The following is a 25,815-nucleotide window of genomic DNA, read 5'->3' on the forward strand; positions in this document are numbered from 1 at the left end:
GCGTATGTCTGCCGCCGCCATCATCCTCGCCGCCGGCCTCGGCACCCGGATGCGATCGACAAGGCCGAAGGTCCTTCACCCGCTGGGTGGGCGGCCGATGATCCGCCACCTGCTGGCGGCGGTGGAGGCGCGATTCGGGCGCGTGGTCGTGGTGGTCGGGCCCGACATGGCGGAACTGGAAGCTGCCGTCGCGCCGCATGGCGTGGCGGTGCAGCGCGAACGACTGGGCACTGCGCATGCGGCCCTGCAGGCCATGCCGCAACTGGGCGGGCATGATGGCGACGTCGCCGTGCTCTATGGCGACAACCCGCTGGTGAGCGAGGCGACGCTCGGCCGCCTGCTCGCGGCGCGGGCCGAGGCCGACCTGGTGCTGCTGGCGATGCGCCCGGCCGATCCGGGGCGTTACGGGCGCGTGGTGACCGCCGCGGACGGCATGGTGGAACGCATCGTCGAATGGGCCGATGCCGATGATGCCGAGCGCGCCATCGGCCTGTGCAATGCCGGCGTAGTCTGCGCGGCCTCGGCCGACATGGCGCGCTGGCTGGCAGCGGTGCGCAACGACAACGCCAAGGGCGAATACTATCTGACGGACGTGGTCGCGCTGGCGCGCGCGCAGGGCCGGCGCGTGCGCGCGGTGGAAGCGCCCGAGGCGGAACTGCGCGGCATCAACAGCCGCGCGGAATTGGCGGCGGCCGAGACGGAACTCCAGGCCGCGCTGCGCACCGCGGCGATGGACGCCGGCGTGACGATGCTGGCGCCGGAGACGGTGCACCTTGCGCATGACACGCGCTTCGCGCCCGACGTCACGCTGGAACCGCACATCGTCTTCGGCCCCGGTGTGAGCATCGAGGAGGGTGCGGTGATCCGCGCCTTCAGCCACCTGGAAGGCTGCGTCGTGAAGCGTGACGCGATCATCGGCCCCTATGCGAGGCTGCGCCCGGGCACGGTGGTGGAAGCGCGGGCGCATGTCGGCAATTTCGTCGAGCTGAAGGCGACCACGCTGGGCGAGGGGGCGAAGGCCAACCATCTGGCCTACCTCGGCGATGCGACGATCGGCGCAGGTGCGAACATCGGCGCCGGCACCATCACCTGCAACTACGACGGCGTGAACAAGCATCGCACCGAGATCGGCGAGGGCGCCTTCATCGGCTCCGACACCGCCTTGGTGGCCCCTGTGAAGATCGGCGTGCGCGCGCTGATCGGCGCCGGCAGCGTCATCACCGCGAATGTCCCGGACGATGCGCTGGCGATCGCGCGCGGGCGGCAGGCCGTCTACGCGGGGCGTGGATTCAAGGGCAAGGAGAAGTCGCGGCCCGATGACCGTAGCGCAGACCCACCCCGCGAAGCATCGCTTCGCGGGGACCACGGGGCCGGGCGCGAAAGTCCGGATCGGCCCGCAGTTCCGGAGGAGCAAGCGTAATGTGCGGCATCGTCGGCGTGGTCGGGCGCGAGGCAGCGGCACCGCGTATCCTGGAAGCGCTGCGGCGCCTGGAATACCGCGGCTATGACAGCGCTGGCATCTCGACACTTGTGAACGGCCACATCGATCGCCGCCGCGCCGAAGGCAAGCTGACGAACCTCGCCGCCGTACTGGAGGCGAACCCGCTGACCGGCACGACCGGCATCGGCCATACCCGCTGGGCCACGCATGGTGCGCCCGTGGAACGCAACGCGCATCCGCACGGCACGTCGCGCGTGAGCGTGGTGCACAACGGCATCATCGAGAACCATGCGGAGCTGCGCGACGAGCTGGAAGCCAAGGGCCAGGTCTTCGAGACCGAGACCGACACCGAGACCTTCGCCCGCTTGGTCGACTGGCACCTCCAGCAAGGCGCCGATCCCGAGCAGGCGGCGGCGGCGGCGCTTGGCCGCGTGCATGGCGCCTTCGCGCTGGCCATGGTCTTCGCCGGCCATCCGCGCAAGCTGATCTGCGCGCGCCAGGGCGCGCCGCTCGCAGTCGGCTTCGGCGAGGGCGAGATGTTCGTGGGCTCCGACGCGCTGGCGCTGGCCCCGCTGACGCGCCGCATCGCCTATCTCGAGGAAGGCGACTGGGCCGTCGTGAGCGACACCGGCGCGGTCTTCCACGATGCCGGCGGCGCCGTGGTGGAGCGGCAGGTGAAACTGACCGCGGTCTCGGGTGCCGCGGTCGGCAAGGGCAATTACCGTCACTTCATGGAGAAGGAACTGCACGAGCACCCGGTAGTGCTCGGCGATACGCTGCAGCAGTACCTGGAACCTTCGACGCGGTCCGTCACGCTGCCAGCGCTGCCCTTCGACGCGGCGCGCGTCCCGCGGCTGACCATCAGCGCCTGCGGCAGCGCCTTCCTGGCCGGCATGGTCGGACGCTACTGGATCGAGCAAGTGGCGCGCATCCCGGTCGATGCGGATGTGGCGAGCGAATTGCGCTACCGCGACCCGCCCCTGCCCGAGGGCGGCGCGGCCATCCTGATCAGCCAGAGCGGCGAGACCGCCGACAACCTGGCCGCGATGAAGATGTTGCGCGAACGCGGCCAGAAGATCCTGTCCATCGTGAACGTGCCCGAGAGCAGCATGGCGCGCGAAAGCGACGCGACCGTGCTGACGGTGGCGGGGCCGGAGATCTCGGTCGCCTCCACCAAGGCGATCACGGCGCAGTTGGCGGTCCTGGCGTGCCTGGCGATCGGGCTGGGGCGCGCGCGGGGCACGCTGTCCGCTGCCGCCGAAGCCGAACTGACCGCCGAACTGCTGGAAGTCCCGGCCAAGGCCGCCGCGGTGCTGGAACGCGACTCCGAGATCCGTGCCATGGCCGCCGAGGTCGCCAAGGCGCGCGACGTGCTGTTCCTCGGCCGCGGGCCACTGTTCCCGATCGCCCTCGAAGGCGCGCTGAAGCTCAAGGAGATCAGCTACATCCACGCCGAGGGCTACGCCGCCGGCGAGATGAAGCACGGCCCGATCGCGCTGATCGACAAGGACGTGCCTGTGATCGCGCTGTGTCCTTCGGGCCCGCTGTTCGAGAAGACCGCGTCGAATCTGCAGGAAGCCGCCGCGCGCGGCGGGCGCGTCATGGCCTTCACGGATGAGGCCGGGGCGGGGCCGCTGTCCCGCTTCGCCGAACGCGTCGTGACGCTGCCCCATGCAGGCACCTTCGCGGCACCCATCCTGCACGCCATCCCGGTGCAGCTGCTGGCCTATCACGTGGCGGTGCTGAAGGGCACCGACGTGGACCAGCCGCGCAATCTGGCCAAGAGTGTGACGGTCGAATAGCTATTCCGGCTGCACGCCGAGCTCGCGCAGCAGGCGGCCGTAATTGGCGTATTCGTCGTGGATCAGGCGCGTCAGCGCAGCGCGCGGCACGAAGCTGACCGGCGACCGGCTATTGGCCAGCACGCGCAGCACGGCCGGCTGCTGCAGCGCCGCCTGGCAGGCCTGTTCGAGACGGTCGAGCACCGGTGCCGGCGTGCCCTTCGGCGCATAGATGCCGACCTGGGAGAACAGCTCGGCATCGATGCCCTGCTGGCGCGCCGTGGGCACGTCAGGGAAGTCCGGATGGCGGTTCGCGGAGAACACCGCCACCAGCCGCATGCGGCCGGCCTGTACCAGCTCCGCCGCCGAGCTCACGATCGCGGCGGAGAAGTCGAGCCGCCCGGCCAGCGTGTCGTTGATATGCGGTGCCTCGCCCCGGTAGGGCACGTGGTTCAGCTCGATACCGGTTGCCCGCTGCACGCGCACCACGGCGAGCTGCGGCAGCGAGTTCGGGCCCGGGCTGCCGAAGGTCAGGGAGCGGCGGCGCGCCTCGGCCACCAGGCCCGGCAGGTCGCGGATTGGGCTGTCGGCGCGCACCGCGATGGTGATGACGTTCTCGTTGGTGCCGCACACGCCCTCGAAACTGTCAGGACCGATGCCGGCGTTGCGAAGCAAATGCGGCTGCACCGCGATGGCGGTGATGGGCGTGTGGCCGATGGTGTAGCCATCCGCCGCGGCGCTGGCGACGACGCGCATGCCGACCACGCCCGAGGCGCCGTCGCGCGTCATCAGCACCAGCGGCTGGCCGAGGCTGCGCTGGAAATGCTCGCCGATCGCGCGGATCAGCGCATCCGCCGCACCTGGCGAATAGGGCATGATCACGGTGACCGGCCGCTCGGGGAATTGCGCTCGCGCGGCGCCTGGCAACAGGGCGGCGGCGGCGAGGGCCAGGCTGGCGATGATGCGACGCATGGATCTCACTCCTCGAAGATCGCGACCGCGCGCGTCCAGCCGGCGGAACCGCGGTGCACCTTTACGGGGAAGCAGGCGATCATGAATCCGTCGCCAGGCAGCGTGTCGAGGTTCGTCAGCTTTTCCATGTGGCAGTAGCCGATCTCGCGCCCCGCGCGATGGCCTTCCCAGATCAGGCCCGCATCACCCGTTTCGGCCACCTTCTTCTTGGTCAGCGAGAAGGGCGCATCCCAGGACCAGCCATCCGTGCCGGTCACGCGCACGCCCTGTTCGAGAAGCCAAAGTGTGGCCGCCTTGCCGACGCCGCAGCCGCTGTGGATGTAGTCGTCCTGACCATAGCGGCTGGCCGCGCGGGTGTTCACCACCACGATCTCGAGCGGCTTCAGCGTGTGCCCGATGCGTGCGAGTTCCTTCTGCACGTCCTCGGGCGTCGCCACGTAGCCATCGGGCAGGTGCCGGAAATCCAGCTTCACGCCGGGCTGGAAGCACCAGTCGAGTGGCACCTCGTCGATCCGCCACGATGGTTCGCCGCCGGGCACCAGGCGTTCGTTCATGCGCGAGAAGAAGTGGTAGGGCGCATCGAGGTGCGTGCCGTTGTGGGTGCTGATGCGCACGCGCTCGACCGCGGCGTACTGGCCTTCGGGCAGCGCATCGATGGGGATGTTGAATTCCTCGGCCATCGCCGGCGCGCTCATGTGGTGGTCGATGTAGTCGATCGCCGGGAGCATGCGCGGCGGGTCGGAGGCGATGCCGGCCTTGAGTGCCACCGAGATGTCGACGATGCGGCGGGGCATGGGGCGTTCCCTTGGTTCGTTGAGTCAGGCCGGCCAGGCGATGGCGGGCAGTAGGGTGCCGCGGCATTCGCCGAACCCGATCGGCACGGCGCCGGGGGCTTCGGCGCGGGCGCGGAAGATGATCTCGTCGCCATCCTGGATCCAGCGGCGCGTCTCGCCGTTGGGCAGCGCCACGGGGCCGGTCAGGCCGATCTCGGCGAGGCACGCGCGTGCGGTGTCCTCGTGGCCGGAGACGGTGCCGCTGCCGAGCAGGTCGCCGGCCAGCAGGTTGCAGCCGTTCGTCGCGTGGTGCGCCACCATCGTCGCGGCGGTCCAGTACATGGCGCCGAACTGCGTGTCGGTCAGGATGAAGGGGGCCGCGCCCTCCGCGCGCATGCGGGGCGTCACGATGGCGGCGGTCATGCGCACCGACAGCGCGCCGCTGCTGCGGTTCCAGGGGCTGTCGAGATAGGGCAGGGCGGGCGGGTCCTGCGGGGGCGCGGCGGTCTCGAAGGGGGCCAGCGCCTCCGCCGTGACGATCCAGGGCGAGACGGAGGTCGAGACCGATTTGCCGAGGAACGGCCCGAGCGGCGGCATCTCCCAGCGCTGCACGTCGCGTACCGACCAGTCGTTCAGCAGACCGTAGCCGAAGATGCGATCCGGCGCGGCCGCCATGGTCACGGGTTCGCCGAGCGCATTGTCTCCGGCGATCCAGACGGCCATTTCCAGTTCGTAGTCCATCGCCTCGGTGGGGCCGAAATGCACGGTGCCGTCCTGGCGCTGCCACTGGCCATGCGGGCGGACCACGTCCTCGCCCGAGACGCGCACCGACGAGGCACGGGAATGATACGCCACCGGCAGGTGGCGGAAGGCGGGGGGCAGCGGGTTGTTCGGGTCTCGCCGCGCGCCGAGCCGCGCGCAGTGGTCGTAGCTTGCCATGAAGTCGGAGAAATTGCGGACGCTGCAGGGCAGATGCATGCGCGCCTGCGCCATCGGCACCAGCAGATCCGGGCGTGCCGGCGCATCGGCGCGCAGCAGGGCCGAGACCTCGGCGCGCAGCGCGGCGGAGGCACCGCGCCCGGCCGCCATCAGCGGTGCCAGGCTGTCCGCCGCCGCGGCGGCGTTGCTCACCAGCCCCGCCGCATGGGCGGCGCGCAGGTCCAGCACCTGGTCGCCGATCGCCACGCCGCAGCGCGGTCCGGCCCCGGTGGTGGCGAACACCGCCAACGGCAGGTTCTGGATGGGGAAATCCGTCCCCGATGCCTGTGCCGTCGCGACCCAACTGCGCAGCGCCGGGTCATGCGTCGCGTCCCGAACCGCCATCGGTGTTTCCTCCTGGTGGCGCAATCATGCCCGCGTCGCGGGACCGTGCAAGGCGCCACGGCTGACATGGCATCGCCCGCGCCCTATCTTCGGTACAACCACGAGGAGGGCCAGCCATGCTCGACGCCATCGCCAAGATCCCGCTGAAGGATCCCGACCTTTTCCGCCAGGCGAACCACATCGCCGGCGCCTGGGTGCAGGCGGACAGCGGCAAGACCATCGCCGTGCGCAACCCCGCCAGCGGCGAGGTGATCGGCTCCGTCCCCGCCATGGGCCGTGCCGAGACCCGCCGCGCGATCGAAGCAGCCAACGCCGCTTGGCCGGCCTGGCGCGCGATGCTTGCGAAGGACCGCGCCGTCATCCTGCACAAGCTCGCGAAGCTGATGCACGAGAATGCCGACGACCTGGCCGCCATCATGACGGCGGAGCAGGGCAAGCCGCTCGCCGAAGCGAAGGGCGAGGTGGTCTATGCCGCGTCCTTCATCGAGTGGTTCGCCGATGAAGGCCGGCGCGTCTATGGCGAGACCATCCCACAGAACGCCAAGGGCCGGCGCATCATCGTGACCAAGGAGCCGATCGGCGTCTTCGCCGCCATCACGCCCTGGAACTTCCCGGCCGCCATGATCACCCGCAAGGCCGGCCCCGGCTGGGCCGCCGGCTGCACCGGCGTGATCCGCCCGGCGAGCCAGACGCCCTTCAGCGCGCTGGCCATCGCCGTGCTGGCCGAACGCGCGGGCATGCCGGCCGGCGTGTGCAACGTGATCACCGGGCCGTCGGGCGAGACGGGGCGCGAGCTCACGGCCAACCCGATCGTGCGCAAGCTGTCCTTCACCGGGTCGACGGAAGTCGGGCGCGTGCTGCTCGCGCAATGCGCCGAGACGATCAAGAAGACCTCGATGGAACTCGGCGGAAATGCGCCCTTCATCGTCTTCGATGACGCCGACCTGGATCAAGCGGTGCTGGGTGCGATGGCGTCGAAGTACCGCAACACCGGGCAGACCTGCGTCTGCGCCAACCGGCTGCTGGTTCAGGACGGCGTCTACGACGCCTTCACCGCCAAGCTGAAGGAGGCGGTCGAAGGGCTGAAGGTCGGCCCGGGCATGGAACCTGGCGTGACGCAGGGCCCGCTGATCAACGCCGATGCGGTGGCGAAGGTCGAGGAACACATCGCCGACGCGCTGGCCAAGGGGGCGAGCATCGTCACCGGGGGCAAGCGCCACGCCCGCGGCGGCAATTTCTTCGAACCCACGGTGCTCGCGAACGTGCCGCGTGGGGCGAAGATCTTCGGCGAGGAGACCTTCGGCCCGGTCGCGCCGCTGTTCCGCTTCAAGACCGAGGAGGAAGCGATCCAGCTCGCGAACGACACCGAGTTCGGCCTGGCCTCGTATTTCTACGCGCGCGACGTGGGTCGCATCTTCCGCGTCGCGGAGGCGCTGGAATACGGCATCATCGGCATCAACGAGGGCATCATCTCGACCGCCGAGGTGCCCTTCGGCGGCTTCAAGCAGTCGGGCCTGGGGCGCGAGGGCAGCAGCCATGGCATCGACGAATATCTCGAGGTGAAGTACCTCGCGATCGGCGGTATTGGGACGTGAGCGCGCTCTACCTCGAGGACCTGACACCGGGGCGGCGCTTCGCCGCCGGCCCGGTCACGGTCACCGAGGCGGAGATCATCGCCTTCGCGACCCGCTACGATCCCCAGCCCTTCCACACGGATCCCGCCGCGGCGCAGGACCACGCCCTGTTCCGGGGACTGGCGGCGAGCGGCTGGCACACCGCCGCACTCACCATGCGCATGATCGTCGACGCCATGGGCGGCATCGCCGGTGGCATCATCGGCGGTGGCGGCGACCTGCAATGGCCGCGCCCGACGCGCCCCGGCGACATGCTGACGCTGGATGTCGAGGTGCTGGAAGCGACGCCCTCGCGCTCGCGCCCCGAACGCGGATCCGCGCTGATCCGCTACCGCACCCTCAACCAGGCCGGCGAGGAAGTGCAGGTCTTCACGGCCCGCGCCGTGGTGCCGCGACGTCCGCAGGGCTGAAGGTTCGGCGCAACACCGGCGTGCGGATGCGGTGCGCATCCAGGCGCCTGAGGCGGCACGGGCTCACGCCAGGCTCCTGTCTCGCGCTCACTTGAGATCGAGCGTCCCGCGGGCCGCATCGATGCTGCGAAAACTCCGCAGAGTGCCGTCCGCGAGCTGCACGGTGACCGTGTAGCGCCCCACGCAGTACGGCATGAACACCGTAACCCTCTCCCCGGCCAATAGTCCCCCTGACGGCAGCTGGTTTTCGCTTGGCTGGGCCGGGCTCGGCTGCAAGTCCTCGGTGATCGCCAGACGATGAATGCGCTGTCCCGTTGCGTTGTGCAGTTCCAGTCTGCCGGGCAGCGCGCAGGCCAGCGCGGGTCCGGCGATAACGCCGGTCAGCAGCGTAGCCAGGACAGGCAGGCGTGGCATGGCGGGTTCCCCGTTGCATGAGGGCGTGCCGGGCGTCGTGGTGCCAGGACACCCTAACGCCGCGCAGATACATGCACCATCGGGACGTAGTGCCTGGACGCGAGCGCCGCCAGGCAAGGCAGCCATGCCAAGGGATGCTATTGGCCCAACAGCCGGGTTCGCCGATATCCTGTGCGACCCTGCAAGGAGCCTGCCCGCCATGTCCTACGACTTCGATCTGTTTGTCATCGGTGGCGGCTCGGCCGGCGTGCGCTGCGGGCGGATCGCCGCCGGCCATGGCGCGCGCGTGGCGGTGGCGGAGGAGCGCTTCTGGGGCGGCACCTGCGTTAATGTCGGCTGCGTGCCCAAGAAAATCATGGTGAACGCCGCCGAGTACGGCGCCTGGGCGCAGGATGCCGCGGCCTTCGGCTGGGACATGGCGGTGGCGGGCCATGACTGGGCGAAGCTTGCCGCCGCGCGGGATGCCGAGGTCGCGCGCCTGTCGGGCATCTACGGCAAGCTGCTGGCCGGCGCGGGCGTGACGTCCTTCGATGCACGCGCGACCTTCCTCGACCCGCATACGCTGGACGTCGGGGGGCAGCGCGTCACCGCCGAGCGCATCGTCATCGCCACCGGCGGCACGCCCATGCGCCTCGATATCCCGGGTGCGGAACTCGGCCTCGTCTCGGACGACCTGTTCACGCTGAAGGCGCTGCCCAAGCGCGCCGTTGTGATCGGCGCGGGCTACATCGCGGTGGAATTCGCCACCATCCTGCAGGGCCTGGGGTCGGAGGTGGACCTGATGTACCGCGCCCCGCTGCCGCTGCGCGGCTTCGACGAGGATGTGCGCGGCGCCGCCGCCGAAGCCCTCGCCGCGCAGGGCATGCGCCTTAACCCCGATGCCCGGCCCACCCGCATCACGCAGTTGCCCGGCGAACTGATGGTCGCGATGTCCAACAACTTCATGCGCGAGACGGATGCCGTGTTCTTCTGCACCGGCCGCGCGCCGAACACCGCGGGGTTGGGGCTTGAGAAGGCTGGCATCACGCCGATGTCCACCGGCGCCATCCCGGTGAACGACGATCACCAGACCGAGCAGCCGCACATCTACGCGATCGGCGACGTGATCGACCGGGTGAACCTGACGCCGATGGCGACTGCGGTCGGGCACGCGCTGGCGGATACGCTGTTCGGCAACAATGCGCGCCGCGCGTCGTACAAGAATGTCGCCACGGCGGTGTTCATGTCTCCGCCCATCGCGACGGTGGGGCTGACGGAAACCGAGGCCGCGGCGGCCGGGCCCGTCGATGTCTACGTCACGCGCTTCACGCCCATGCGCCACACCATCAGCAAGCGCGAGGGCCGCAAGACCCTAATGAAGCTGGTGGTGGACCAGGCGAGCCAGCGCGTGCTCGGCGCGCACATGCTGGGCGAGGACTCCGCCGAGATCATGCAGGGCATCGCCATCGCCATCGGCATGGGTGCCACCAAGCAGGATTTCGACCGCACCATCGGCATCCACCCCACGGCGGCCGAGGAATTCGTGACGCTGCGCACGCGCACCCGCGTGGCGGGCGTGGCGGCCGCGGCGCAATAGCGTGCCACCCGCCGCGCGCCTGCCGATCGTCTTCGCCGCGACGGGGCATTTCCTGCACCACGTGCTGACGGGGCTTTTCCTGACCCTCGCCGTGGTGCTCGAACGCGCCTGGGAGATGCCCTATGCCGAGATCATCACGCTCTGGACCATCGGTGCCGCGCTGATCGGCCTTGGCGCGCCGGCGGCTGGGTGGCTGGCGGATCGCTTCGGCCATGCGCGGATGATGGCGGTGTTCTTCCTGGGCATCGGCGCGGCGTCCGTCGTGGCGGGACTGGTCAGTGGGCCGACCGGCATGGCGGCGGCGCTGGCGGGCATCGGCTTGTTCGGCGCGCTGTACCATCCGGTCGCGCTCGCCTGGGTCTCGATGGCTGCACCGGTCGAGATTCGTGGGCGCGTGATGGGCTGGGTCGGTATCGCGGGCAGCATCGGCGTGGCTCTCGCGGCGGTGATCGCGGGCGGCATTGCGGCGCTGGCGGGCTGGCGCATGGCGATGATCGTCCCTGGCGTCGTGACCATCGCGGGCGGCGTGGCGCTCGTGATGGCGATTTTGGCCGGGCGCGTCGTGCAGGTCGCCGCGCAACAGCCCGCACCTGGCGCGGCGCCCATCGAGGCCCGCGCGCCCTTCGGCGTGCTGGCGGTGCTGGTGGTGACCTTCACACTGGGGTCGGTCGCCTACACCGCCTTCAGTACGGCGTTGCCGAAGTGGCTGAGCGATTCGCTGTCGCTCGATGCGACCGACGCGGCGCGGCTTGGTGTCGTGGTGGGTGCGACGTTGCTCCTGGGCAGCGTCGGGCAGCTCATCGGCGGGCGGCTGGCGGATCGGTTGCCGTTCAAGTGGCTCTATGTCGCGACCTTCGCGCTGAAGCTGGTGCCGCTGGCGCTGGCGGCGCTGATCGGTGGTCCCGTCGCGGTGGTGCTGGCCGCCGTGATCGGCCTGACCTTCGACATGTCGGCGCCCGTCGAGAACCTGCTGCTCGCGCGCTATTCCTCAGGCCGCCGGCGCGGGCTCGCCTTCGGGATGAAGTTCGCGATCGGCTTCGCCGCCGCGCCGATCGGCGTGAACATGGTGGCCTGGGCCTATGGCGAGGCGGCGGGCGGTGCGCCGGCGCTGTTCGGCATCCTGGCGGCGATGTCGGCGGTGATGCTGGCGGCCGCGCTGCTGTTGCCGCGCGAGGCTGCGCCCGTACCACGCGGGCTGGCTGCGGCGGAGTAGCGACTCACGCCACGCCGTTCATCTGCGCCTCGAACCCGCGGAACAGCTCCACCGCCTTCGCGTCGAAGAACGGCAGGATCTGGGTGAGGAATACCCCCGCCGTCCCGCGGCCGTGGTCGATCCAGTAGTAGGTATTCCCCAGCCCGGCCCAGGCCAGCCCACCGGCCGAGCGGCCCTGCGGCGTGGGCGCGCGGTTGACCAGGAAGGACAGGCCCCAGCCGCAGGACAGGCCGGGGAAGAAATCGGCGTCGTTGGTAGCCGCCGGCACCGCGGAGACCATCGGCTGCACCGACAGCGGCGCGATCTGGTCGCGCGCCATCTCGGCGACGGTCGTGGCCTTGAGCAACCGTTCCCGGCCATGCCGCCCCCCGTTCAGGATCATGCGCGCGAAGGCCATGTAGTCGCCCGCGGTCGAATAGAGGCCACCGCCGCCCATCTCGAATTCCGGATCCTGCTCGACTTCGAAGGCAATAGGCGTGAGCGCGCCGTCGGCACCGCGCGCATGCATGCCCGCCAGGCGGTCGCGCATGTCCGGGCGCAGCCTGAACGCGGTATCTGTCATGCCAAGCGGGGCGAAGATCGTCTCGGCCAGGTGCACGCCCAGGCGCTGGCCGGTGACGGCCTCGACCATCTTGCCGGCCCAGTCGATGCCGATGCCGTAGGACCAGCCCTCGCCAGGGTCGGACAACAGCGGCAGGTCCAGCGCGGCGTTGCGGCAGGTGGTCACCGCCGGCGTGCCGGTCGCCTTCCGGTAACGGGCAATCTCCTGGCTCCACATGTCGTAGGCGAAGCCGGAGGTATGCGTCAGCAGGTGGCGCAGCGTGATGGCGCGCTTCGGCGCGCGCAGGATGGGCTGTCCGGCCGCATCGAAGCCTGCCAGGACCTGCACCGCGCCCAGCGCCGGTACGACCTCGGCGGCCGGGGCGTCGAGCGAGAGACGCCCGGCCTCGACCAGGCGCATCGCCGCTGTCGCCGTGATCGCCTTGGTCATGGACGCGATCCAGACCACCGTGTCGGGCGCCATGGGCTCGGGCGCGCCAAGGCGCCGCACGCCGTAGCCGGCGACGAAGCCGGCCTGCTCCCGCCCGCCGGCGGCCACCACCAGGCCCGGGACCTCCCCGGCCTGGACGGCCCGCTGCATCAGGATCGCGACATCGTCGTTCAGGTCCATGGCATCCTCTCATGGCGGCCCCGCAAGCCTCGCACGGACGGCGCACTTCCCCCATCCCCGGCCGCGCGGCTAAGGTGACCGCTTTCCCGAGGGAGAGTGCCAGACAATGACCGCGCGTGGCTGGAGCCCCGATTCATGGCGGGCGATGCCGATCCGGCAGGTGCCGGACTATCCGGACCAGGCGGCGCTTGCCGCGATGGAAGGGAAGATCGCGCGATTTCCCCCTCTGGTTTTTGCAGGCGAGGCCCGGCGCCTCCGGTCTGCACTCGCGCGGGCCGGTGATGGCCAGGCCTTCGTGCTGCAGGGCGGCGACTGCGCCGAGAGCTTCGGCGACTTCACCGCCAACGTCATCCGCGACACCTTCCGGGTGCTGCTGCAGATGGCCGTGGTGCTGACCTTTGGCGGGTCGGTGCCGGTTGTGAAGCTCGGTCGCATGGCTGGGCAATTCGCCAAGCCGCGGTCGTCGGACAGCGAGACGATCGGCGGCGTGACGCTGCCATCCTACCGCGGCGACATCATCAACGGGCCGGACTTCACGTCGGAAGCCCGCATCCCCGACCCGGCGCGCATGGAATTCGCCTACATGCAGTCGGCCGGCACGATGAACCTGCTGCGCGCCTTCGCGACCGGCGGCTATGCCGACCTGCATCACGTGCACCGCTGGAACCTTGGCTTCGTCGAGCGTAGCCCGTTGGCGAGCCGCTATGCGGACCTCGCGACGCGCATCGACCAGACGCTGCACTTCATGCAGGCGTGTGGGATGTCCGACCTGCCGCAGGTGCGCGAGACGGATTTCTACACCAGCCACGAAAGCCTGCTGCTGCCTTATGAGCAGGCGCTGACGCGAATCGATTCCACCACCGGCGATGCCTATGCGTGCTCGGCCCACTTCCTGTGGATCGGCGACCGCACCCGCCAGCCCGACGGCGCGCATGTGGAATTCCTGCGCGGCGTGAAGAATCCGATCGGCATGAAGGTCGGCCCGTCAATGGACGCGGACGAGCTGGTGCGCCTGACCGAAATCCTGAACCCGGCGAATGAGAAGGGGCGCCTCACGCTCATCTCCCGCATGGGCCACGACAAGGTGGGCGCGAAGCTGCCGGGGCTACTGCGCGCAGTGCAGAAGGCCGGGCGCAACGTCACCTGGCTGTGCGACCCGATGCACGGCAACACCACCACCGTCGCCGGCTACAAGACCCGCGTCTTCGACTCCATCCTGGCCGAGGTGCGCGGCTTCTTCGACGCGCATGAGGCCGAGGGCACCATCGCTGGTGGCGTGCATGTCGAGATGACCGGCTCGGACGTCACGGAATGCCTGGGTGGGGCGCATCGGCTGAGCGAGACCGACCTGTCGGCCAACTACGCCACCTTCTGCGACCCGCGGCTGAATGCCGAGCAGTCGCTGGAGCTGGCCTTCCTGATCGCGGAGGAGTTGAAGGCGCGCAAGTCGGCCGGCCAGGCGGCGCCGGCCCAGGCCGCGCAGTGAACAAGCCGCCTCCGCTGGGCGGCACCACCCTCGGTGCCGCGCTGGCGACCGGGGTGGCGCGGCGTGCGGCGCCCGATGCGCCGGCGGCCGATACCTCCGACGCGGCGATCGCCGCGCGCACGGATTCCTACTTCAACCGCACCAAGGCGATCGTGCAGCACTTCGGCGATGCGCGCGTGACCTACGCCGTGTTCCTGCGCCGGCCGGTCGTCTCGGCCCCGCGGCTGATGCTGGACTGGCTGCGGGCGGTCGCAAAGGCGCGCGGCGCGGACATCGACATCGAGCTGATGCACGAGGAAGGGCAGTGGGTCGGCGCAGGCGATCCGCTGCTCTATGTCACAGGGTCCTTCGTCGCGCTGGCGGATCTCGAGACCATCCTGCTGCAGAAGCTGGGTGCAGCCTGTGTCGCTGCCCACAACGCCTACCAGATGTGCCTGGAACTGCCGGGCGTGGCGTTCCTGGCGATGGAAGCGCGGCACTGCGCCGGCGCCGAGATGCAGGAAATGATGGCCTATGCCGCCGCGGTGGGTTCGCGCGCCGCGCAGAAGGAAGGCGCGCGCGGCTTCATCGGCAATGCCAACGACGCGACCGCGCATTGGTTCGGCCAGGATGCCGGGCGCGGCACCATGCCGCATGCGCTGATCGGCTATGCCGGGTCCACCGTGCGTGCCGCCGAGATGTTCCACGAGGCCTTCCCGTCCGAGGCGCTGACCGTGCTGGTGGATTACTTCGGGCGTGAGGTCACGGACGGGCTGGAGGTGGCGCGCCGCTTCCCCGCGCTGGCGGCGGAAGGCCGGCTGGCGATGCGCCTCGACACCCATGGCGGGCGCTTCCTGGAAGGGCTCGACCCGGCGGAATCCTATGCGGTGCTGGAACGCCACGCGCCCGGCGCCATCCGCCGCTACCGCAACGAGACGGAGCTGCGCCACCTGGTCGGCACCGGCGTGTCCGCCGCCGCCGTCTGGCGCATGCGCGAGGCATTGGACGAGGCCGGCTTCCCGAAGGTCCGCATCGTCGCGTCCTCCGGCTTCGGCGTGGTGAAGTGCCGCGTCATGCACGAGGCCAAGGCGCCGATCGACGTGGTCGGCACGGGGTCGTTCATTCCCGACATCTGGAGCGAGACCTACGCCACCGCCGACATCGTCGACTACGACGGCGCGGCGCGCGTGAAGGTCGGGCGCGAATTCCTGCTGCGGCACGGCGAGGCACGGAAGAAGAACGGCGGCCACGGTTGAGGCGCCGCTGACCGCGCCATGGCCGATGCCCACGAGCGCCGCATCGGCTATGCCTGCGCCTTCGGCGTGCTGTTCGTCTGGACCGGCTTCCTGCTGACCGCGCGGCTGTCGCCAAGCCAGGGCCTGGCGCCGATCGACACGCTGATGCTGCGCCATGGCGGGGCCTTCATCGCAGCGTTGGTACTGGTCGCGGTGCGCGGCTGGCCCCGCCTGCCGGCGGGCCATGCGCTGGTGCTAACGGTCTTCGCCGGCTTCGGCTTCCCCTATGCCGCTTACTTGGCCTTCACCTTTGCCCCGGCGGCGCATGGCGGGGTGATGCTGCCCGGCATGCTGCCGTTCCACATCGCCCTGGTGTGGTGGATCGCCTTCGGCGAGCGCTGGACGGGGCGGCGCCTCGCATCCCTGGCGCTGGTCGCGACCGGCGTGGGGCTGCTGGCGTCGGACACCTTCCGCGACCATCCCGGCGCCTGGCGGGGCGACCTGATCTTCCTGGCCGGCGGCCTGTCCTGGGCGATCTACATGGCCTTCGTGCGGCGCTGGGGCGTGCTGGCGCTGGATGCGACGCTGGCAGTGGCGCTGTATTCCGCGCCCTTCACGCTGGTGGCGTGGTGGTGGTTTTCGGGCATCGAGGGCTTCGCCGGCGTCTCGCAGGGCGCGCTGGCCTTCCAGCTTGTCTACCAGGGCGTCTTCGCCGTGCTGGTGGCCGGCTTCCTGTTCACCCGCGCGATGAACGCGCTGGGCGCGGTGACGACCAGCACCATCACCTCCCTGGTGCCGGGCATGACCGCGCTGGCGGCCTGGCCGCTGCTGGGCGAACCGCTGGGCGTCGCGGGGCTGGCCGGCGTCGCGGTGGTGACGGCGGGCATGGTGTTCGGCGTCGCGGCTTCGCGTTGACCCTGTGCCCCCCCATCCCTAGGTTCCGCCCACCATGGCCGACACGCTGAAGATCGCGCTTGCCCAGATCAACACCACGCATGTCGGTGCCTTGCGCGCCAATGCGGATCGCATCCGCGCGGCGCGGGCGGAGGGCGCGCGCCTCGGCGCGGACCTGGTGGTGACGCCGGAATTCTCGGTGGGCGGCTACCTGCCCGAGGACCTCGTTCGCAAGCCGGCCTATGTCGCCGCCTCCGCCGAGGTCATCGCTGAACTCGCCGCCGAGACCGCCGATGGCGGCCCGGGCCTGATCGTGGGCGGACCCTGGCAGGACGGCGACAAGCTGTTCAACGCCGCCTTCCTGCTGGAGGGCGGGCGCATCGCCGCGCGCCGCGCCAAGCACGAATTGCCGAACTACGGCGTCTTCGACGAAAAGCGCGTGTTCGACGCCGGCCCGGTGCCCGGCCCCATCGCCTTCCGCGGCTTCCGGATCGGCCTGATGGTCTGCGAGGATTGGTGGCTGCCGACCGTCGCGGAGACGCTGTGCGAGACCGGCGCGGAGATGCTGCTGTCGATCAACGGCTCCCCCTTCGAGGCCGACAAGCACGACCGGCAGCGCCTGCCTCTGGCGGTCTCCCGCGTTGTCGAGACCGGGCTGCCCTTCGTCTTCCTCGGCCAGGTGGGTGGGCAGGACGAGATCGTCTTCGACGGCGCCTCCTTCGTGCTGAACCCCGACCGGTCGCTGGCGCATCTGCTGCCGATGTTCGCCGAACGCGTGGTGCTGACCGAATGGCGGCGCGAAGGCGAACGGCTGGTCTGCACGCCCGGCGAGGTCGCGCGCACGCCCGACCGGCTCGGGCAGGTCTATGGCGCCATGACGCTCGGCCTGCGGGACTATGTGGAGAAGAACGGGTTCCCGGGCGTGGTGCTGGGCCTGTCGGGCGGCATCGATTCCGCCATCTCGGCCGCCGTCGCGGTGGATGCGCTGGGCGCGGACCGCGTCCATGCGGTGATGATGCCATCGCCCTACACCAGCGGCGAAAGCCTGGAGGATGCAGCGCAATGCGCCCGCCTGCTGGGCATCCGCTACGACACCATCGGCATCGGCCCGGCGATGGAGGCCTTCGGCGCGATGCTGGCGCCGGCCTTCGGCAATCGCCCGCCTGACATCACCGAGGAGAACCTGCAGTCGCGCATCCGCGGCGTCACGCTGATGGCGCTGTCGAACAAGTTCGGATCGATGCTGCTGACGACCGGCAACAAGTCCGAGATGAGCACCGGCTACGCCACCATCTATGGCGACATGGCCGGCGGCTATTCCGTGCTGAAGGATGTCTACAAGACCATGGTCTTCGCGTTGTGCCGCTGGCGCAACGCGCACCGCCTGGCCGATGCGAAGGGCCCCGATGGGCTGGTGATGCCCGAGCGTGTCATCACCAAGCCACCCAGCGCGGAACTGCGCCCTGACCAGAAGGACCAGGACAGCCTGCCGCCGTACGAGGTGCTGGACGCGATCCTCGAAGGGCTGATCGAGGGCGAGAAATCCGTCGATGCGCTGGTCGCTGAGGGCCATGATCGCGCCTTGGTGCTGCGCGTCTGGAAGCTGCTGGACCGCGCCGAATACAAGCGCCGCCAGGCGCCACCGGGGGTGAAGATCACGCCCCGCGCGTTTGGCCGCGACCGGCGGTATCCGATCACCAACGGCTTCACGGCGCTGGTGTCGTGAGCGGCGACGCTCCGGCCGGCGATGGTGACCTCGCCGTGCAGATCATGGACATGTCGGGTGCGAACGGCTCCGACCCCGTCGAGACCGTCACCGGCTTCGAGGACATCGAGCACGCCAACGCCTTCGCCCGCCGCTACGTGCGCGATTCCGTCGAGCGCTGCCGCGCCCCAGGCCTGGACGCCAAGGCCGTGCTCGACGCCTGGTTCGCCTTTGGCGAGGACGCCGAGGTGCTGGGTGCCGGCGACGATGGCTGGGTCAGCCGGTCGGAACTGAAGGACTTCGCCGATCAGCCCGTGCGCGATGCCGAGGACCGCAACTGGCGCGCCCTCGACCCCCGCCGCGACGAGGACGACGACGCCGACGAGGACGAGGCGTGAGCCACACGGTGCTCTGCGGCGACTTCGCCCACTACCAGGACCCGGACGAGGAATGGAGCGTGGACGGCTTCGCCACCGCCGAGGCCGCCGCCGAATACGCCCGCCGCTTCGTGCGCGACCAGGTCGAGGCGCTGCGCGGCGAATACGCCACGACCGATGCGCTGCGCGACGCCTACCTGTCCTTCGGCGAATACGCCATCGCGCCGGGATTCGACCTGCAGGCCTGGCTGGCGCATTGCATCGCGAACCCGGCCACGAAGCGTGCCGACACCGACTACCAGGCGATCGATCCCAACCAATGAAACTCCGCTTCGCGCCGTCACCCACCGGGCTGCTGCATGTCGGCAATGCCCGCGTGGCCCTCGCCAACTGGCTGCATGCGCGCCGGCATGGCGGTGCCTTCATCCTGCGCCTGGACGACACCGACCTCGAACGCTCGAAGCCCGAATTCGCCGCGGCGATCGAGGAGGATCTGCGCTGGCTTGGTCTCGACTGGGATGAGCGTGTCGCGCAGTCGGACAGGCTCGACCGCTACGCTGCCGCCGCCGAAACCCTGAAGGCCGCCGGCCGCCTGTATCCCTGCTTCGAGACCGAGGAGGAACTCGCCTACAAGCGCGAACGCCGCCGGCGCGAGGGCAAGCCGCCCTTGTACGACCGCGAGGCGCTGCGCATGACGCCCGACCAGATCGAGCGCGCCATCGCCAACGGCAAGCAGCCGTATTGGCGCTTCAAGCTCGCGCCCCGCACCGTCGCCTGGCACGACCTGGTGCTGGGCGAGCGCAGCGTGAAGCTTTCCGCGATCTCCGACCCCGTGCTGGTGCGCGCCGATGGGTCGCCGCTGTATACCTTCACCAGCGTGGTGGATGACCTCGACATGGCCATCACGCATGTGATCCGCGGCGAGGATCACGTCACCAATACCGGCATCCAGCTCGACCTGTTCGCAGCCCTCGGCGGCAACGTGATGCACCTGAACTTCGCGCATCTGCCGCTGCTGACCGACCAGGATGGCGGCGCGCTGTCCAAGCGCCTGGGGTCGATCTCGTTGCGGCATCTCCGCAAGGACGGGATCGAGCCTGCCGCGCTGGCGGGGTATCTGGCGGCGCTCGGCACATCGGCCGACCCGGTGCCTGGGATGCCGACGGCCCTCGCGCAGCACTGGGACATCACCCGCGTCTCCCATGCCACCGCACGCTTCGACACCCGGCAGATGCTGGCGCTGAACCGCCGCGTGCTGCACGACGCGCCCTTCGACGCCATGCGCGACCGCCTGCCCGAGGGCGCGGACGAGGCCTGGTGGCTCGCGATCCGCGGCAACCTCGACCTGCTGCGCGAGGCACGGCCCTGGTTCGACATCGTGCGCGGCACCATCGTGCCGCCAGTGCAGGAGGGGGAAGGGGATTTCCTTGCCGCCGCGCTGGCCGCGCTGCCGCCCGAACCCTGGGATGGCACGACCTGGGGGGCCTGGACCGGCGCGCTGAAGGCCAGCACCGGCCGCAAGGGCAAGGCGCTGTTCCTGCCGCTGCGCCTGGCCCTGACCGGCGAGGAACACGGCCCGGACCTCGCCACCCTGCTGCCGCTGATCGGGCGCGACCGCGCGGCCCTTCGCCTGCGCCTGTCATCGGGCGCTTGAACCGCGCCGGCGTTCGGCGCACAAAGCATCCCATGTCCGCGTCCAGGCCCTTCGCGTCCGCGCTCTGTCGCTGAACCGCCCCACCGGGGAAGGTCCTTCCCCGCGCGCCTGCGCCACGCCCCCGACCTATCGCCGCTGACGGACCGCCATGACAGACATCTTCTTCCACGACAGCGCCGCGCGCGAGAAGCGCCGCTTCGTGCCGATCGACCCGACCCATGTGCGGATGTATGTCTGCGGCCCCACGGTCTATGACCTGGCCCACCTGGGCAATGCGCGCCCGGTCGTGGTCTTCGACGTGCTGGCGCGGCTGCTGCGGCGGATCTACCCGCGGGTCAGCTACGTTCGGAACATCACCGACGTGGACGACAAGATCAACGCGCGCGCGCGTGAATCGGGCGAGCCCATCGCCGCCATCACTGCCCGCACCACCGCCGATTTCCACGCCGACATGAAAGCCATCGGCGCCCTGCCGCCGGACGTCGAACCGCGCGCCACCGGGCATATCGGCGAGATGATCGCGCTGATCGAACGCCTCATCGCGAACGGCCACGCCTACGCCGCCGATGGGCATGTCCTGTTCAGCGTGTCGTCCTTCGCCGACTACGGGAAGCTGTCCGGACGCAGCCCGGATGAATTGCTCGCCGGCGCGCGCGTCGATGTCGCGCCCTACAAGCGCGATGCCGGCGACTTCGTGCTGTGGAAGCCGTCCGATGCCGAGACCCCCGGCTGGGACAGCCCCTGGGGGCGCGGGCGGCCTGGCTGGCACATCGAATGCTCCGCCATGGCCTGGAAGCACCTGGGCGAGCATTTCGACATCCATGGCGGCGGCCACGACCTGATCTTCCCGCACCATGAGAACGAGGTCGCGCAATCGGTCTGCGCCTTCCCCGGCCATGGCTTCGCCAACTACTGGCTGCACAACGGCATGCTGCTGGTGGATGGCGAGAAGATGTCGAAGTCGCTCGGCAATTTCCGCACGCTGCGCGACATCCTGGCCGAGGGCCCCTGGGCCGGCGAGGCCTTCCGCCTGCTGCTGCTGCGCACGCACTACCGCCAGTCGCTGGACTTCACGCTGGAGGGGCTGCGCGAGGCGAAGGCGGAACTGGACGACCACTACGCCATGCTGTCGCGCGCGCCGGCCGCGCCTGGCGGCAGCGCGGCGTCGTCGCTGGCCGAATGGGCCATCGCGCCGCTGACCGACGACCTCAACACGCCGCTCGCGCTGATGCGCCTGCGCGACCTGCGCACGCTGGAGAACGCGGTCACCGTCGGCGGGTCCCCCGCGGTGGCGATGGAGCGCGCCGGGCTCGCCACGCCGCCCGCGCCGGGCGTGGCCGCCGCGGCCTTCCGCGAGGCCGCCGGCATCCTGGGTGTCGCCACCGGCGACCCCTCCGCCTGGCTGCAGGGCGGCGATGACGGCGCCGAGGTCGAAGCCGCCATCGCCGCGCGCCTCGCCGCCCGCAAGGTGCGCGACTTCGCCGCTGCCGACCGCATCCGCGACGAGCTCAAGGCGCGCGGCATCATCCTCGAGGACGGCGCCGGCGGCACCACCTGGCGCCGCGCTTGACCTTCCGACGATGGGAAACCCCAGCCTCCCCGGCGGCCGCAACCCGCCGGGAGACACGCCCATGAACCGCATCGCCATCGCCCTTGCCGCCGCCCTGGTCGCGCTGCCTGCCGCCGCGCAGCAGGGCCACCAGGGCCACGGCGCGCCCGCCCCGCGCGGCGCGCAGGAACCTGCCTCGACGCGCGAATTCCGCGCCGCCAACGACCGCATGCACCGCGACATGGCCATCCGCTACACCGGCAGTGCCGACCGCGATTTCGCCGCAGGCATGATCCCGCACCACCAGGGCGCCATCGACATGGCGAATGTCGTGCTGCGCCATGGCTCCGATCCCGAGATGCGCGCCCTCGCGCAGGCCATCATCCGCGCGCAGGAGGCGGAGATTGCGCAACTGCGCGCCTTCCTCGCCCGCACCCCGCCGCGATGACCGGCGGACGCAAGGATGGCCGCGCGGCGCTGACACCGCCCGAAGGCGAGACGCCGATCGTCGTCCTGGTGCGCCCGCAGATGGCGCGCAACATCGGCAGCACGGCGCGCGCGATGGCCAATGGCGGGCTTTTCCATCTGCGGATCGTCGCCCCGCGCGATGGCTGGCCGCAGGCCGATGCCTACCCGTCGGCCTCCGGCGCCGATGCCATCCTGGACGCCGCCACGGTCTTCGACAGCGTGCCGGCCGCCGTCGCCGACTGCCACCGCGTGCTCGCCACCTGCCCGCGCCCGCGCCACGTGGTGGTGCCGGTCCGCACCGCCCGCGCCGCGGCCGAGGACCTGCGCGACATCACCGCCCGCGGCCTGCGGTCCGCCGTGCTGTTCGGCCCCGAACGTGCCGGCCTCGAGAACGAGGACATGGCCTGCGCCGACACCCTGGTGCGCTACCCGCTCAACCCCGAGCACATGTCGCTGAACCTAGCCCAGGCGGTGATGATCCTGGCCTATGAATGGTGGACCGCGGCCGAGACCACGCCCCCGCGCGTGCTGATGACCAACGAGACGCACGTCGCCACCAAAGGCGAGCTGGAAGGCTTCCTTAACCGGCTGGTCGCCGAACTCGACGCGACCGGCTTTCTCGACAACATCGAGAAGCGCCCGGGCATGGTGCGCAACCTGCGCCACTGGTTCCAGCGCGGGGAAGTCACCGAACAGGAACTGCGCACGCTGCACGGCGTGGTCACGGAACTCTCGCGCGGACGGATGCGCCGCGGCCGGCCGGAGAAGGACGACGCGCCGCCGCCCTGGGGCGGCTAGAGCTTGCGCGCCAGCTTGCGCGCCAGCAGCAGCCCGAGGCCGCCGGCGGCCGGCGCCGCCGGCAGCACCAGCAGCCAGCCCGCATGCGCTCCATTGACCGCAAGCCCCAGCCCCACGCCGAGCATCAGCCCGCCCACCAGCGAACCCACCACGCCGGCCGTCAGGCCGAGCACCAGAATCTCTTCGCGCGTCACCATGGCGCGGGAGTAGGGGCGGGGGCCGCGGTTTGACAAGCCCAGGGCGCTGCCCCTATCAGGCGGCCTCCTTCCGGGAATGTGGACGGCCCCCCGGGGTCCGCGCCCGCCGAGGCCCCGACCGGGACCAAGGACTACCGGGACAACAGCCCATATCGGGCACAAGACAGAAGGCCCGACCGCGCAACGCGGCGGGAAGCAGCGTATGACCAAGCGCGCCGAATCCAAGTACAAGATCAATCGCCGCCTGGGCGTGAACCTCTGGGGTCGCGCCAAGTCGCCGCTCGCCAAGCGCGAGTATGGCCCCGGCCAGCATGGCCAGCGCCGCAAGAACAAGCCGACCGACTTCGGCATCCAGCTGATGGCGAAGCAGAAGCTCAAGGGCTACTACGGCAACATCGGCGAAAAGCAGTTCCGCAAGTACTACGAGGAAGCAGTGCGCCGGAAGGGCGACACCTCGGAGAACCTGATCGAGCTGCTCGAGCGCCGGCTGGACGCGGTGATCTATCGCATGAAGCTGGCCGTGACGCCGTTCGCCGCCCGCCAGTTCGTCAACCACGGGCATGTCACCGTGAACGGCAAGCGCGTGAACATCCCCTCCTACCTGGTCAAGGACGGCGACCAGATCGAGGTGAAGGAAAAGTCGAAGCAGCTCGCCGCCGTGCTGGACGCGGTGCAGTCCTCCGAGCGCGACGTGCCGGAATACCTCGAGATCGACGTCCGCGCGATGCGCGGCAAGTTCCTGCGCGCGCCGAAGCTGTCGGACGTGCCGTATCCGGTGCAGATGGAACCGAACCTGGTCGTCGAGTTCTACAGCCGCTGATGTCCATGCGCGTCACGCCACCGTGCCCGCGGCACGCGTGGGTTTGGCGCGCATGAGCCAGACGCAGTTAAGTGCCGACCGCCCGCTGCGGGCCGCGATCGAATAGTTCGCGGCCGTCATGCACGCTGTTCGCGGCTTCCTGACGCAGGGCAGCGGCTTCGCGTTTCTCACGCTGCTCGAAGTCCAGCGTCGCGACGGGATCCGCGGGCCGATCGCCGAGGTCGGCACCTTCCAGGGCATGAGCTTGGTCGGCTTCGGCCTAGGCGCCTTGGCCGATGAATCGGTTCTCGGTGTCGACCTGTTTGTCGTCGGCGGCGAGGATTTCGAAGCCTCCGTCCGCAGCAACTGGACCAAGGCCGGCCTGGCTGATGCGCGCTTGCGCCTACACCGCGGCTCATCGACCGACCTTGGCGCGGCGGCCTGGAGCGAACTGCTCGGCGCCCCGGCGCGGCTGGTGCATGTGGATGGCGAGCATACCAGGGGCGCGGCGGCGCACGACGTGGCGCTCGCCGCGTCCTGCCTCGCGCCGGGTGGCGTGATCGTGGTGGATGACGTGCTGCACGCCTGGTACCCGGACATCACTCTTTCGGTCGCCGCCTTCCTCAAAGCCAAACCTGAATTCCGGGCCTTCGCGATCATCGACCGCGAGGCCGACCTGATGCGTGGCGGCGCGAAGATGCTGTTGGCGCGGCGCGACGATGTGCCGCGTTAAGAGGAAGCGCTGCGCTTATCCATGCCTGGCAGCATCGTGGCGCGCACGGTCTTCGCAGGGTCCGCCCCGATGGTCATCGCCTTTGCACCGGACCACAAGAAGAACCTGCTGCAGCTGCCGGCCGGCTAGAGGCGTTTCCGCCCGCTTGGCGCGCGGCAACGATCCAGCTTGTTGTTTCGAAAGCGTCCGCACTCGATCAGGGAGCCGATCTGATGAGGATCTGCTCGCGTGCGATGTCCGACGTGTCGATATCGGCATCGGCGTTGTTCCCCACCCTGCCAGCCGCTTCCAGAAATGGGGTCGGTGGATGGCCGGGGGTGGCGGCGCGGGCGTCAGTGGTCTGATTGGAAAACGCGCCAGCGCCGCCCCCACCCGAGGCGTGGCTCCCGCACGCGCTATTGGCCCGCAGCGTCGTCGATCGGACGCACCGTCGGCACCGGATGCCCCCTGACCCGTATCATCGCCTCGGCTTCGGTCGCGCCCCGGGCGGGCTGATAGCGATCTGAGGGGAAGGTGTATCTCCCTGACATCAAAATGGGGGATACATCTTTCTCATGAATGATCTCTTGAAGTTGTTTTCTCTCCTGAGGTAGTGTTTGGACTGCGCCGCGCCGTCCGTGGCGGCGCCCGCCGCCTCGTGTCGCAGGATCGCGCATGAACGCCATCACCGCCCGCCGCAGCCTCGATGCCATGCTTGCCGGCATTTCCTCCGCGCTCCTGGCCGAACGGGACGATCCCTCGGCGGCGGTCGCTGCCGTGCTCGGCGTGCATGCCGCGGACCCGATGCTGCTGATCGGCCACGACTGCCCCTGCCGCGCCGAAGGCTATGTCCGGCACCTCCTGCATGAGGACGCCTCCCAGGGTTGGGCTGTCGCCGCCCTGGTCTGGCGGCCCGGCCAGATGTCGCCCATCCACGCTCACAAGGCCTGGTGCGCCGTCGGCATCCACCGCGGCCACCTGACCGAGACCTTCTACGCCCCCGGCGTCGACCCCGACCGGCCCGTCCAGACCGCCGCTGTGCTGCGCCGTCCGGGCGACACCTCGCACGGCCCGGCCCGGCCGGATGCCATCCACCGCTTGGCAAATCTCGGCAACGAGACCGCCGTGTCGATCCACGCCTACGGCCTGCCCTATGCCCGCTTCTGCACCGACCTGAACCGCGTTTTTCCGGCCTGACCACCCGCCAGCCGCGGCGCATGGCTGGCCCGCGCCGCTGCCGTATCGCGCGGCGGC

The 25,815-nt window shown here is 70.1% G+C and carries 25 protein-coding genes; 19 read left to right on the forward strand and 6 right to left on the reverse strand.

Translation table 11 applies throughout. The features are described 5' to 3' along the window. The first annotated feature begins 4 nt into the window (after positions 1–4). Together glmU and glmS are read left to right on the forward strand one after the other, a co-directional pair. Positions 5–1,420: a bifunctional UDP-N-acetylglucosamine diphosphorylase/glucosamine-1-phosphate N-acetyltransferase GlmU gene (gene glmU / locus MWM08_RS08785; protein WP_244459068.1), complete on the forward strand. Its 1,416-nt coding sequence runs from the start codon at positions 5–7 to the stop codon at positions 1,418–1,420. After that, positions 1,420–3,243: a glutamine--fructose-6-phosphate transaminase (isomerizing) gene (gene glmS, locus MWM08_RS08790; RefSeq protein WP_244459069.1), complete on the forward strand. Its 1,824-nt coding sequence runs from the start codon at positions 1,420–1,422 to the stop codon at positions 3,241–3,243. The genes glmU and glmS overlap by 1 nt, the downstream gene beginning before the upstream one ends. On the opposite strand, the gene MWM08_RS08795 is transcribed toward glmS, so the two are convergent. From MWM08_RS08795 to fahA, 3 genes are read right to left on the reverse strand one after another with little or no spacing between them, the layout of a single operon-like run. Continuing rightward, on the reverse strand, positions 3,244–4,194 hold the full coding sequence (locus tag MWM08_RS08795) for a tripartite tricarboxylate transporter substrate binding protein (protein WP_244459070.1): 951 nt from the start codon (positions 4,192–4,194) through the stop codon (positions 3,244–3,246). Positions 4,195–4,199: 5 nt separating this feature from the next. After that, positions 4,200–4,988, reverse strand: a complete 789-nt coding sequence (locus tag MWM08_RS08800) for a cyclase family protein (RefSeq protein WP_244459071.1) — start codon at positions 4,986–4,988, stop codon at positions 4,200–4,202. A gap of 24 nt (positions 4,989–5,012) precedes the next feature. After that, positions 5,013–6,290, reverse strand: coding sequence for a fumarylacetoacetase (gene fahA / locus MWM08_RS08805; RefSeq protein WP_244459072.1), 1,278 nt, complete (start codon positions 6,288–6,290; stop codon positions 5,013–5,015). A 116-nt stretch (positions 6,291–6,406) separates the two neighbouring features. Here fahA and MWM08_RS08810 point away from each other — a divergent pair, with 116 nt between their 5' ends. Together MWM08_RS08810 and MWM08_RS08815 are read left to right on the forward strand one after the other, a co-directional pair. After that, a complete protein-coding gene (locus MWM08_RS08810) occupies positions 6,407–7,885 on the forward strand; it encodes an NAD-dependent succinate-semialdehyde dehydrogenase (protein WP_244459073.1) in 1,479 nt (492 codons plus the stop codon). Continuing rightward, the gene (locus MWM08_RS08815; protein WP_244459074.1) at positions 7,882–8,334 is read left to right on the forward strand and encodes a MaoC family dehydratase; all 453 of its coding nucleotides are present in this window, start codon (positions 7,882–7,884) and stop codon (positions 8,332–8,334) included. The genes MWM08_RS08810 and MWM08_RS08815 overlap by 4 nt, the downstream gene beginning before the upstream one ends. A gap of 87 nt (positions 8,335–8,421) precedes the next feature. Here the strand turns inward: MWM08_RS08815 and MWM08_RS08820 are convergent, their stop codons facing one another. Then, complete coding sequence (locus tag MWM08_RS08820; protein ID WP_244459075.1) at positions 8,422–8,748, reverse strand: hypothetical protein; 327 nt, start codon at positions 8,746–8,748, stop codon at positions 8,422–8,424. A gap of 199 nt (positions 8,749–8,947) precedes the next feature. Here MWM08_RS08820 and gorA point away from each other — a divergent pair, with 199 nt between their 5' ends. Both gorA and MWM08_RS08830 read left to right on the forward strand, forming a co-directional pair. Then, complete coding sequence (gene gorA, locus MWM08_RS08825) at positions 8,948–10,324, forward strand: glutathione-disulfide reductase (RefSeq protein ID WP_244459076.1); 1,377 nt, start codon at positions 8,948–8,950, stop codon at positions 10,322–10,324. Position 10,325: 1 nt separating this feature from the next. Further along, positions 10,326–11,537 carry an MFS transporter gene (locus MWM08_RS08830; protein WP_244459077.1) on the forward strand — a complete coding sequence of 404 codons (1,212 nt, stop codon included), beginning with the start codon at positions 10,326–10,328 and terminating at the stop codon, positions 11,535–11,537. 4 nt (positions 11,538–11,541) lie between these two features. On the opposite strand, the gene MWM08_RS08835 is transcribed toward MWM08_RS08830, so the two are convergent. Continuing rightward, positions 11,542–12,708 (reverse strand): serine hydrolase domain-containing protein, encoded by a 1,167-nt coding sequence (locus MWM08_RS08835; RefSeq protein WP_244459078.1) that lies wholly within the window; start codon positions 12,706–12,708, stop codon positions 11,542–11,544. Between the two features lie 106 nt (positions 12,709–12,814). On the opposite strand from MWM08_RS08835, the gene MWM08_RS08840 reads away from it, so the two are divergent. The 10 genes from MWM08_RS08840 to MWM08_RS08885 all read left to right on the forward strand — a co-directional run bounded on the left by MWM08_RS08840 (position 12,815) and on the right by MWM08_RS08885 (position 22,853). Continuing rightward, positions 12,815–14,194 (forward strand): class II 3-deoxy-7-phosphoheptulonate synthase, encoded by a 1,380-nt coding sequence (locus MWM08_RS08840; protein ID WP_244459079.1) that lies wholly within the window; start codon positions 12,815–12,817, stop codon positions 14,192–14,194. 53 nt (positions 14,195–14,247) lie between these two features. Further along, the gene (locus MWM08_RS08845) at positions 14,248–15,429 is read left to right on the forward strand and encodes a beta/alpha barrel domain-containing protein (protein ID WP_423816044.1); all 1,182 of its coding nucleotides are present in this window, start codon (positions 14,248–14,250) and stop codon (positions 15,427–15,429) included. A gap of 18 nt (positions 15,430–15,447) precedes the next feature. Next, complete coding sequence (locus MWM08_RS08850; RefSeq protein WP_244459080.1) at positions 15,448–16,323, forward strand: DMT family transporter; 876 nt, start codon at positions 15,448–15,450, stop codon at positions 16,321–16,323. Positions 16,324–16,357: 34 nt separating this feature from the next. Further along, positions 16,358–18,028, forward strand: a complete 1,671-nt coding sequence (locus MWM08_RS08855; protein WP_244459081.1) for an NAD+ synthase — start codon at positions 16,358–16,360, stop codon at positions 18,026–18,028. 44 nt (positions 18,029–18,072) lie between these two features. Beyond that, the gene (locus MWM08_RS08860) at positions 18,073–18,405 is read left to right on the forward strand and encodes a hypothetical protein (RefSeq protein ID WP_244459934.1); all 333 of its coding nucleotides are present in this window, start codon (positions 18,073–18,075) and stop codon (positions 18,403–18,405) included. Beyond that, positions 18,402–18,707 (forward strand): hypothetical protein, encoded by a 306-nt coding sequence (locus MWM08_RS08865; RefSeq protein WP_244459082.1) that lies wholly within the window; start codon positions 18,402–18,404, stop codon positions 18,705–18,707. Before MWM08_RS08860 ends, MWM08_RS08865 begins: the two co-directional genes overlap by 4 nt. Then, a complete protein-coding gene (gltX, locus tag MWM08_RS08870) occupies positions 18,704–20,038 on the forward strand; it encodes a glutamate--tRNA ligase (protein ID WP_244459083.1) in 1,335 nt (444 codons plus the stop codon). Before MWM08_RS08865 ends, gltX begins: the two co-directional genes overlap by 4 nt. A gap of 148 nt (positions 20,039–20,186) precedes the next feature. Then, positions 20,187–21,608: a cysteine--tRNA ligase gene (gene cysS / locus MWM08_RS08875; protein WP_244459084.1), complete on the forward strand. Its 1,422-nt coding sequence runs from the start codon at positions 20,187–20,189 to the stop codon at positions 21,606–21,608. A 61-nt stretch (positions 21,609–21,669) separates the two neighbouring features. Beyond that, complete coding sequence (gene copM, locus MWM08_RS08880; protein WP_244459085.1) at positions 21,670–22,035, forward strand: CopM family metallochaperone; 366 nt, start codon at positions 21,670–21,672, stop codon at positions 22,033–22,035. Then, positions 22,032–22,853 (forward strand): RNA methyltransferase, encoded by an 822-nt coding sequence (locus MWM08_RS08885; protein ID WP_244459086.1) that lies wholly within the window; start codon positions 22,032–22,034, stop codon positions 22,851–22,853. Before copM ends, MWM08_RS08885 begins: the two co-directional genes overlap by 4 nt. On the opposite strand, the gene MWM08_RS08890 is transcribed toward MWM08_RS08885, so the two are convergent. Next, positions 22,850–23,050: a hypothetical protein gene (locus MWM08_RS08890; RefSeq protein WP_244459087.1), complete on the reverse strand. Its 201-nt coding sequence runs from the start codon at positions 23,048–23,050 to the stop codon at positions 22,850–22,852. The genes MWM08_RS08885 and MWM08_RS08890 overlap by 4 nt on opposite strands. A gap of 202 nt (positions 23,051–23,252) precedes the next feature. On the opposite strand from MWM08_RS08890, the gene rpsD reads away from it, so the two are divergent. The 3 genes from rpsD (at position 23,253) to MWM08_RS08905 (ending at position 25,758) form a co-directional block, all read left to right on the forward strand. Next, positions 23,253–23,870 carry a 30S ribosomal protein S4 gene (rpsD, locus tag MWM08_RS08895; RefSeq protein ID WP_244459088.1) on the forward strand — a complete coding sequence of 206 codons (618 nt, stop codon included), beginning with the start codon at positions 23,253–23,255 and terminating at the stop codon, positions 23,868–23,870. Between the two features lie 118 nt (positions 23,871–23,988). After that, on the forward strand, positions 23,989–24,582 hold the full coding sequence (locus tag MWM08_RS08900) for a class I SAM-dependent methyltransferase (protein ID WP_244459089.1): 594 nt from the start codon (positions 23,989–23,991) through the stop codon (positions 24,580–24,582). 654 nt (positions 24,583–25,236) lie between these two features. Beyond that, on the forward strand, positions 25,237–25,758 hold the full coding sequence (locus MWM08_RS08905) for a cysteine dioxygenase family protein (protein WP_244459090.1): 522 nt from the start codon (positions 25,237–25,239) through the stop codon (positions 25,756–25,758). Positions 25,759–25,815: the final 57 nt, after the last annotated feature.

Origin of the sequence: Roseomonas fluvialis, assembly GCF_022846615.1 — a bacterium.
GTDB lineage: Bacteria > Pseudomonadota > Alphaproteobacteria > Acetobacterales > Acetobacteraceae > Neoroseomonas > Neoroseomonas fluvialis.

Bases quoted from the DNA above. Each gene is read 5' to 3' on its own strand.
- glmU (WP_244459068.1), top strand. From the start codon at position 5: ATGTCTGCCGCCGCCATCATCCTCGCCGCCGGCCTCGGCACCCGGATG.
- glmS (WP_244459069.1), top strand. From the start codon at position 1,420: ATGTGCGGCATCGTCGGCGTGGTCGGGCGCGAGGCAGCGGCACCGCGT.
- MWM08_RS08795 (WP_244459070.1), bottom strand. From the start codon at position 4,194: ATGCGTCGCATCATCGCCAGCCTGGCCCTCGCCGCCGCCGCCCTGTTG.
- MWM08_RS08800 (WP_244459071.1), bottom strand. From the start codon at position 4,988: ATGCCCCGCCGCATCGTCGACATCTCGGTGGCACTCAAGGCCGGCATC.
- fahA (WP_244459072.1), bottom strand. From the start codon at position 6,290: ATGGCGGTTCGGGACGCGACGCATGACCCGGCGCTGCGCAGTTGGGTC.
- MWM08_RS08810 (WP_244459073.1), top strand. From the start codon at position 6,407: ATGCTCGACGCCATCGCCAAGATCCCGCTGAAGGATCCCGACCTTTTC.
- MWM08_RS08820 (WP_244459075.1), bottom strand. From the start codon at position 8,748: ATGCCACGCCTGCCTGTCCTGGCTACGCTGCTGACCGGCGTTATCGCC.
- gorA (WP_244459076.1), top strand. From the start codon at position 8,948: ATGTCCTACGACTTCGATCTGTTTGTCATCGGTGGCGGCTCGGCCGGC.
- MWM08_RS08835 (WP_244459078.1), bottom strand. From the start codon at position 12,708: ATGGACCTGAACGACGATGTCGCGATCCTGATGCAGCGGGCCGTCCAG.
- MWM08_RS08840 (WP_244459079.1), top strand. From the start codon at position 12,815: ATGACCGCGCGTGGCTGGAGCCCCGATTCATGGCGGGCGATGCCGATC.
- MWM08_RS08850 (WP_244459080.1), top strand. From the start codon at position 15,448: ATGGCCGATGCCCACGAGCGCCGCATCGGCTATGCCTGCGCCTTCGGC.
- MWM08_RS08855 (WP_244459081.1), top strand. From the start codon at position 16,358: ATGGCCGACACGCTGAAGATCGCGCTTGCCCAGATCAACACCACGCAT.
- MWM08_RS08860 (WP_244459934.1), top strand. From the start codon at position 18,073: ATGGACATGTCGGGTGCGAACGGCTCCGACCCCGTCGAGACCGTCACC.
- gltX (WP_244459083.1), top strand. From the start codon at position 18,704: ATGAAACTCCGCTTCGCGCCGTCACCCACCGGGCTGCTGCATGTCGGC.
- cysS (WP_244459084.1), top strand. From the start codon at position 20,187: ATGACAGACATCTTCTTCCACGACAGCGCCGCGCGCGAGAAGCGCCGC.
- copM (WP_244459085.1), top strand. From the start codon at position 21,670: ATGAACCGCATCGCCATCGCCCTTGCCGCCGCCCTGGTCGCGCTGCCT.
- MWM08_RS08885 (WP_244459086.1), top strand. From the start codon at position 22,032: ATGACCGGCGGACGCAAGGATGGCCGCGCGGCGCTGACACCGCCCGAA.
- MWM08_RS08890 (WP_244459087.1), bottom strand. From the start codon at position 23,050: ATGGTGACGCGCGAAGAGATTCTGGTGCTCGGCCTGACGGCCGGCGTG.
- rpsD (WP_244459088.1), top strand. From the start codon at position 23,253: ATGACCAAGCGCGCCGAATCCAAGTACAAGATCAATCGCCGCCTGGGC.
- MWM08_RS08900 (WP_244459089.1), top strand. From the start codon at position 23,989: ATGCACGCTGTTCGCGGCTTCCTGACGCAGGGCAGCGGCTTCGCGTTT.
- MWM08_RS08905 (WP_244459090.1), top strand. From the start codon at position 25,237: ATGAACGCCATCACCGCCCGCCGCAGCCTCGATGCCATGCTTGCCGGC.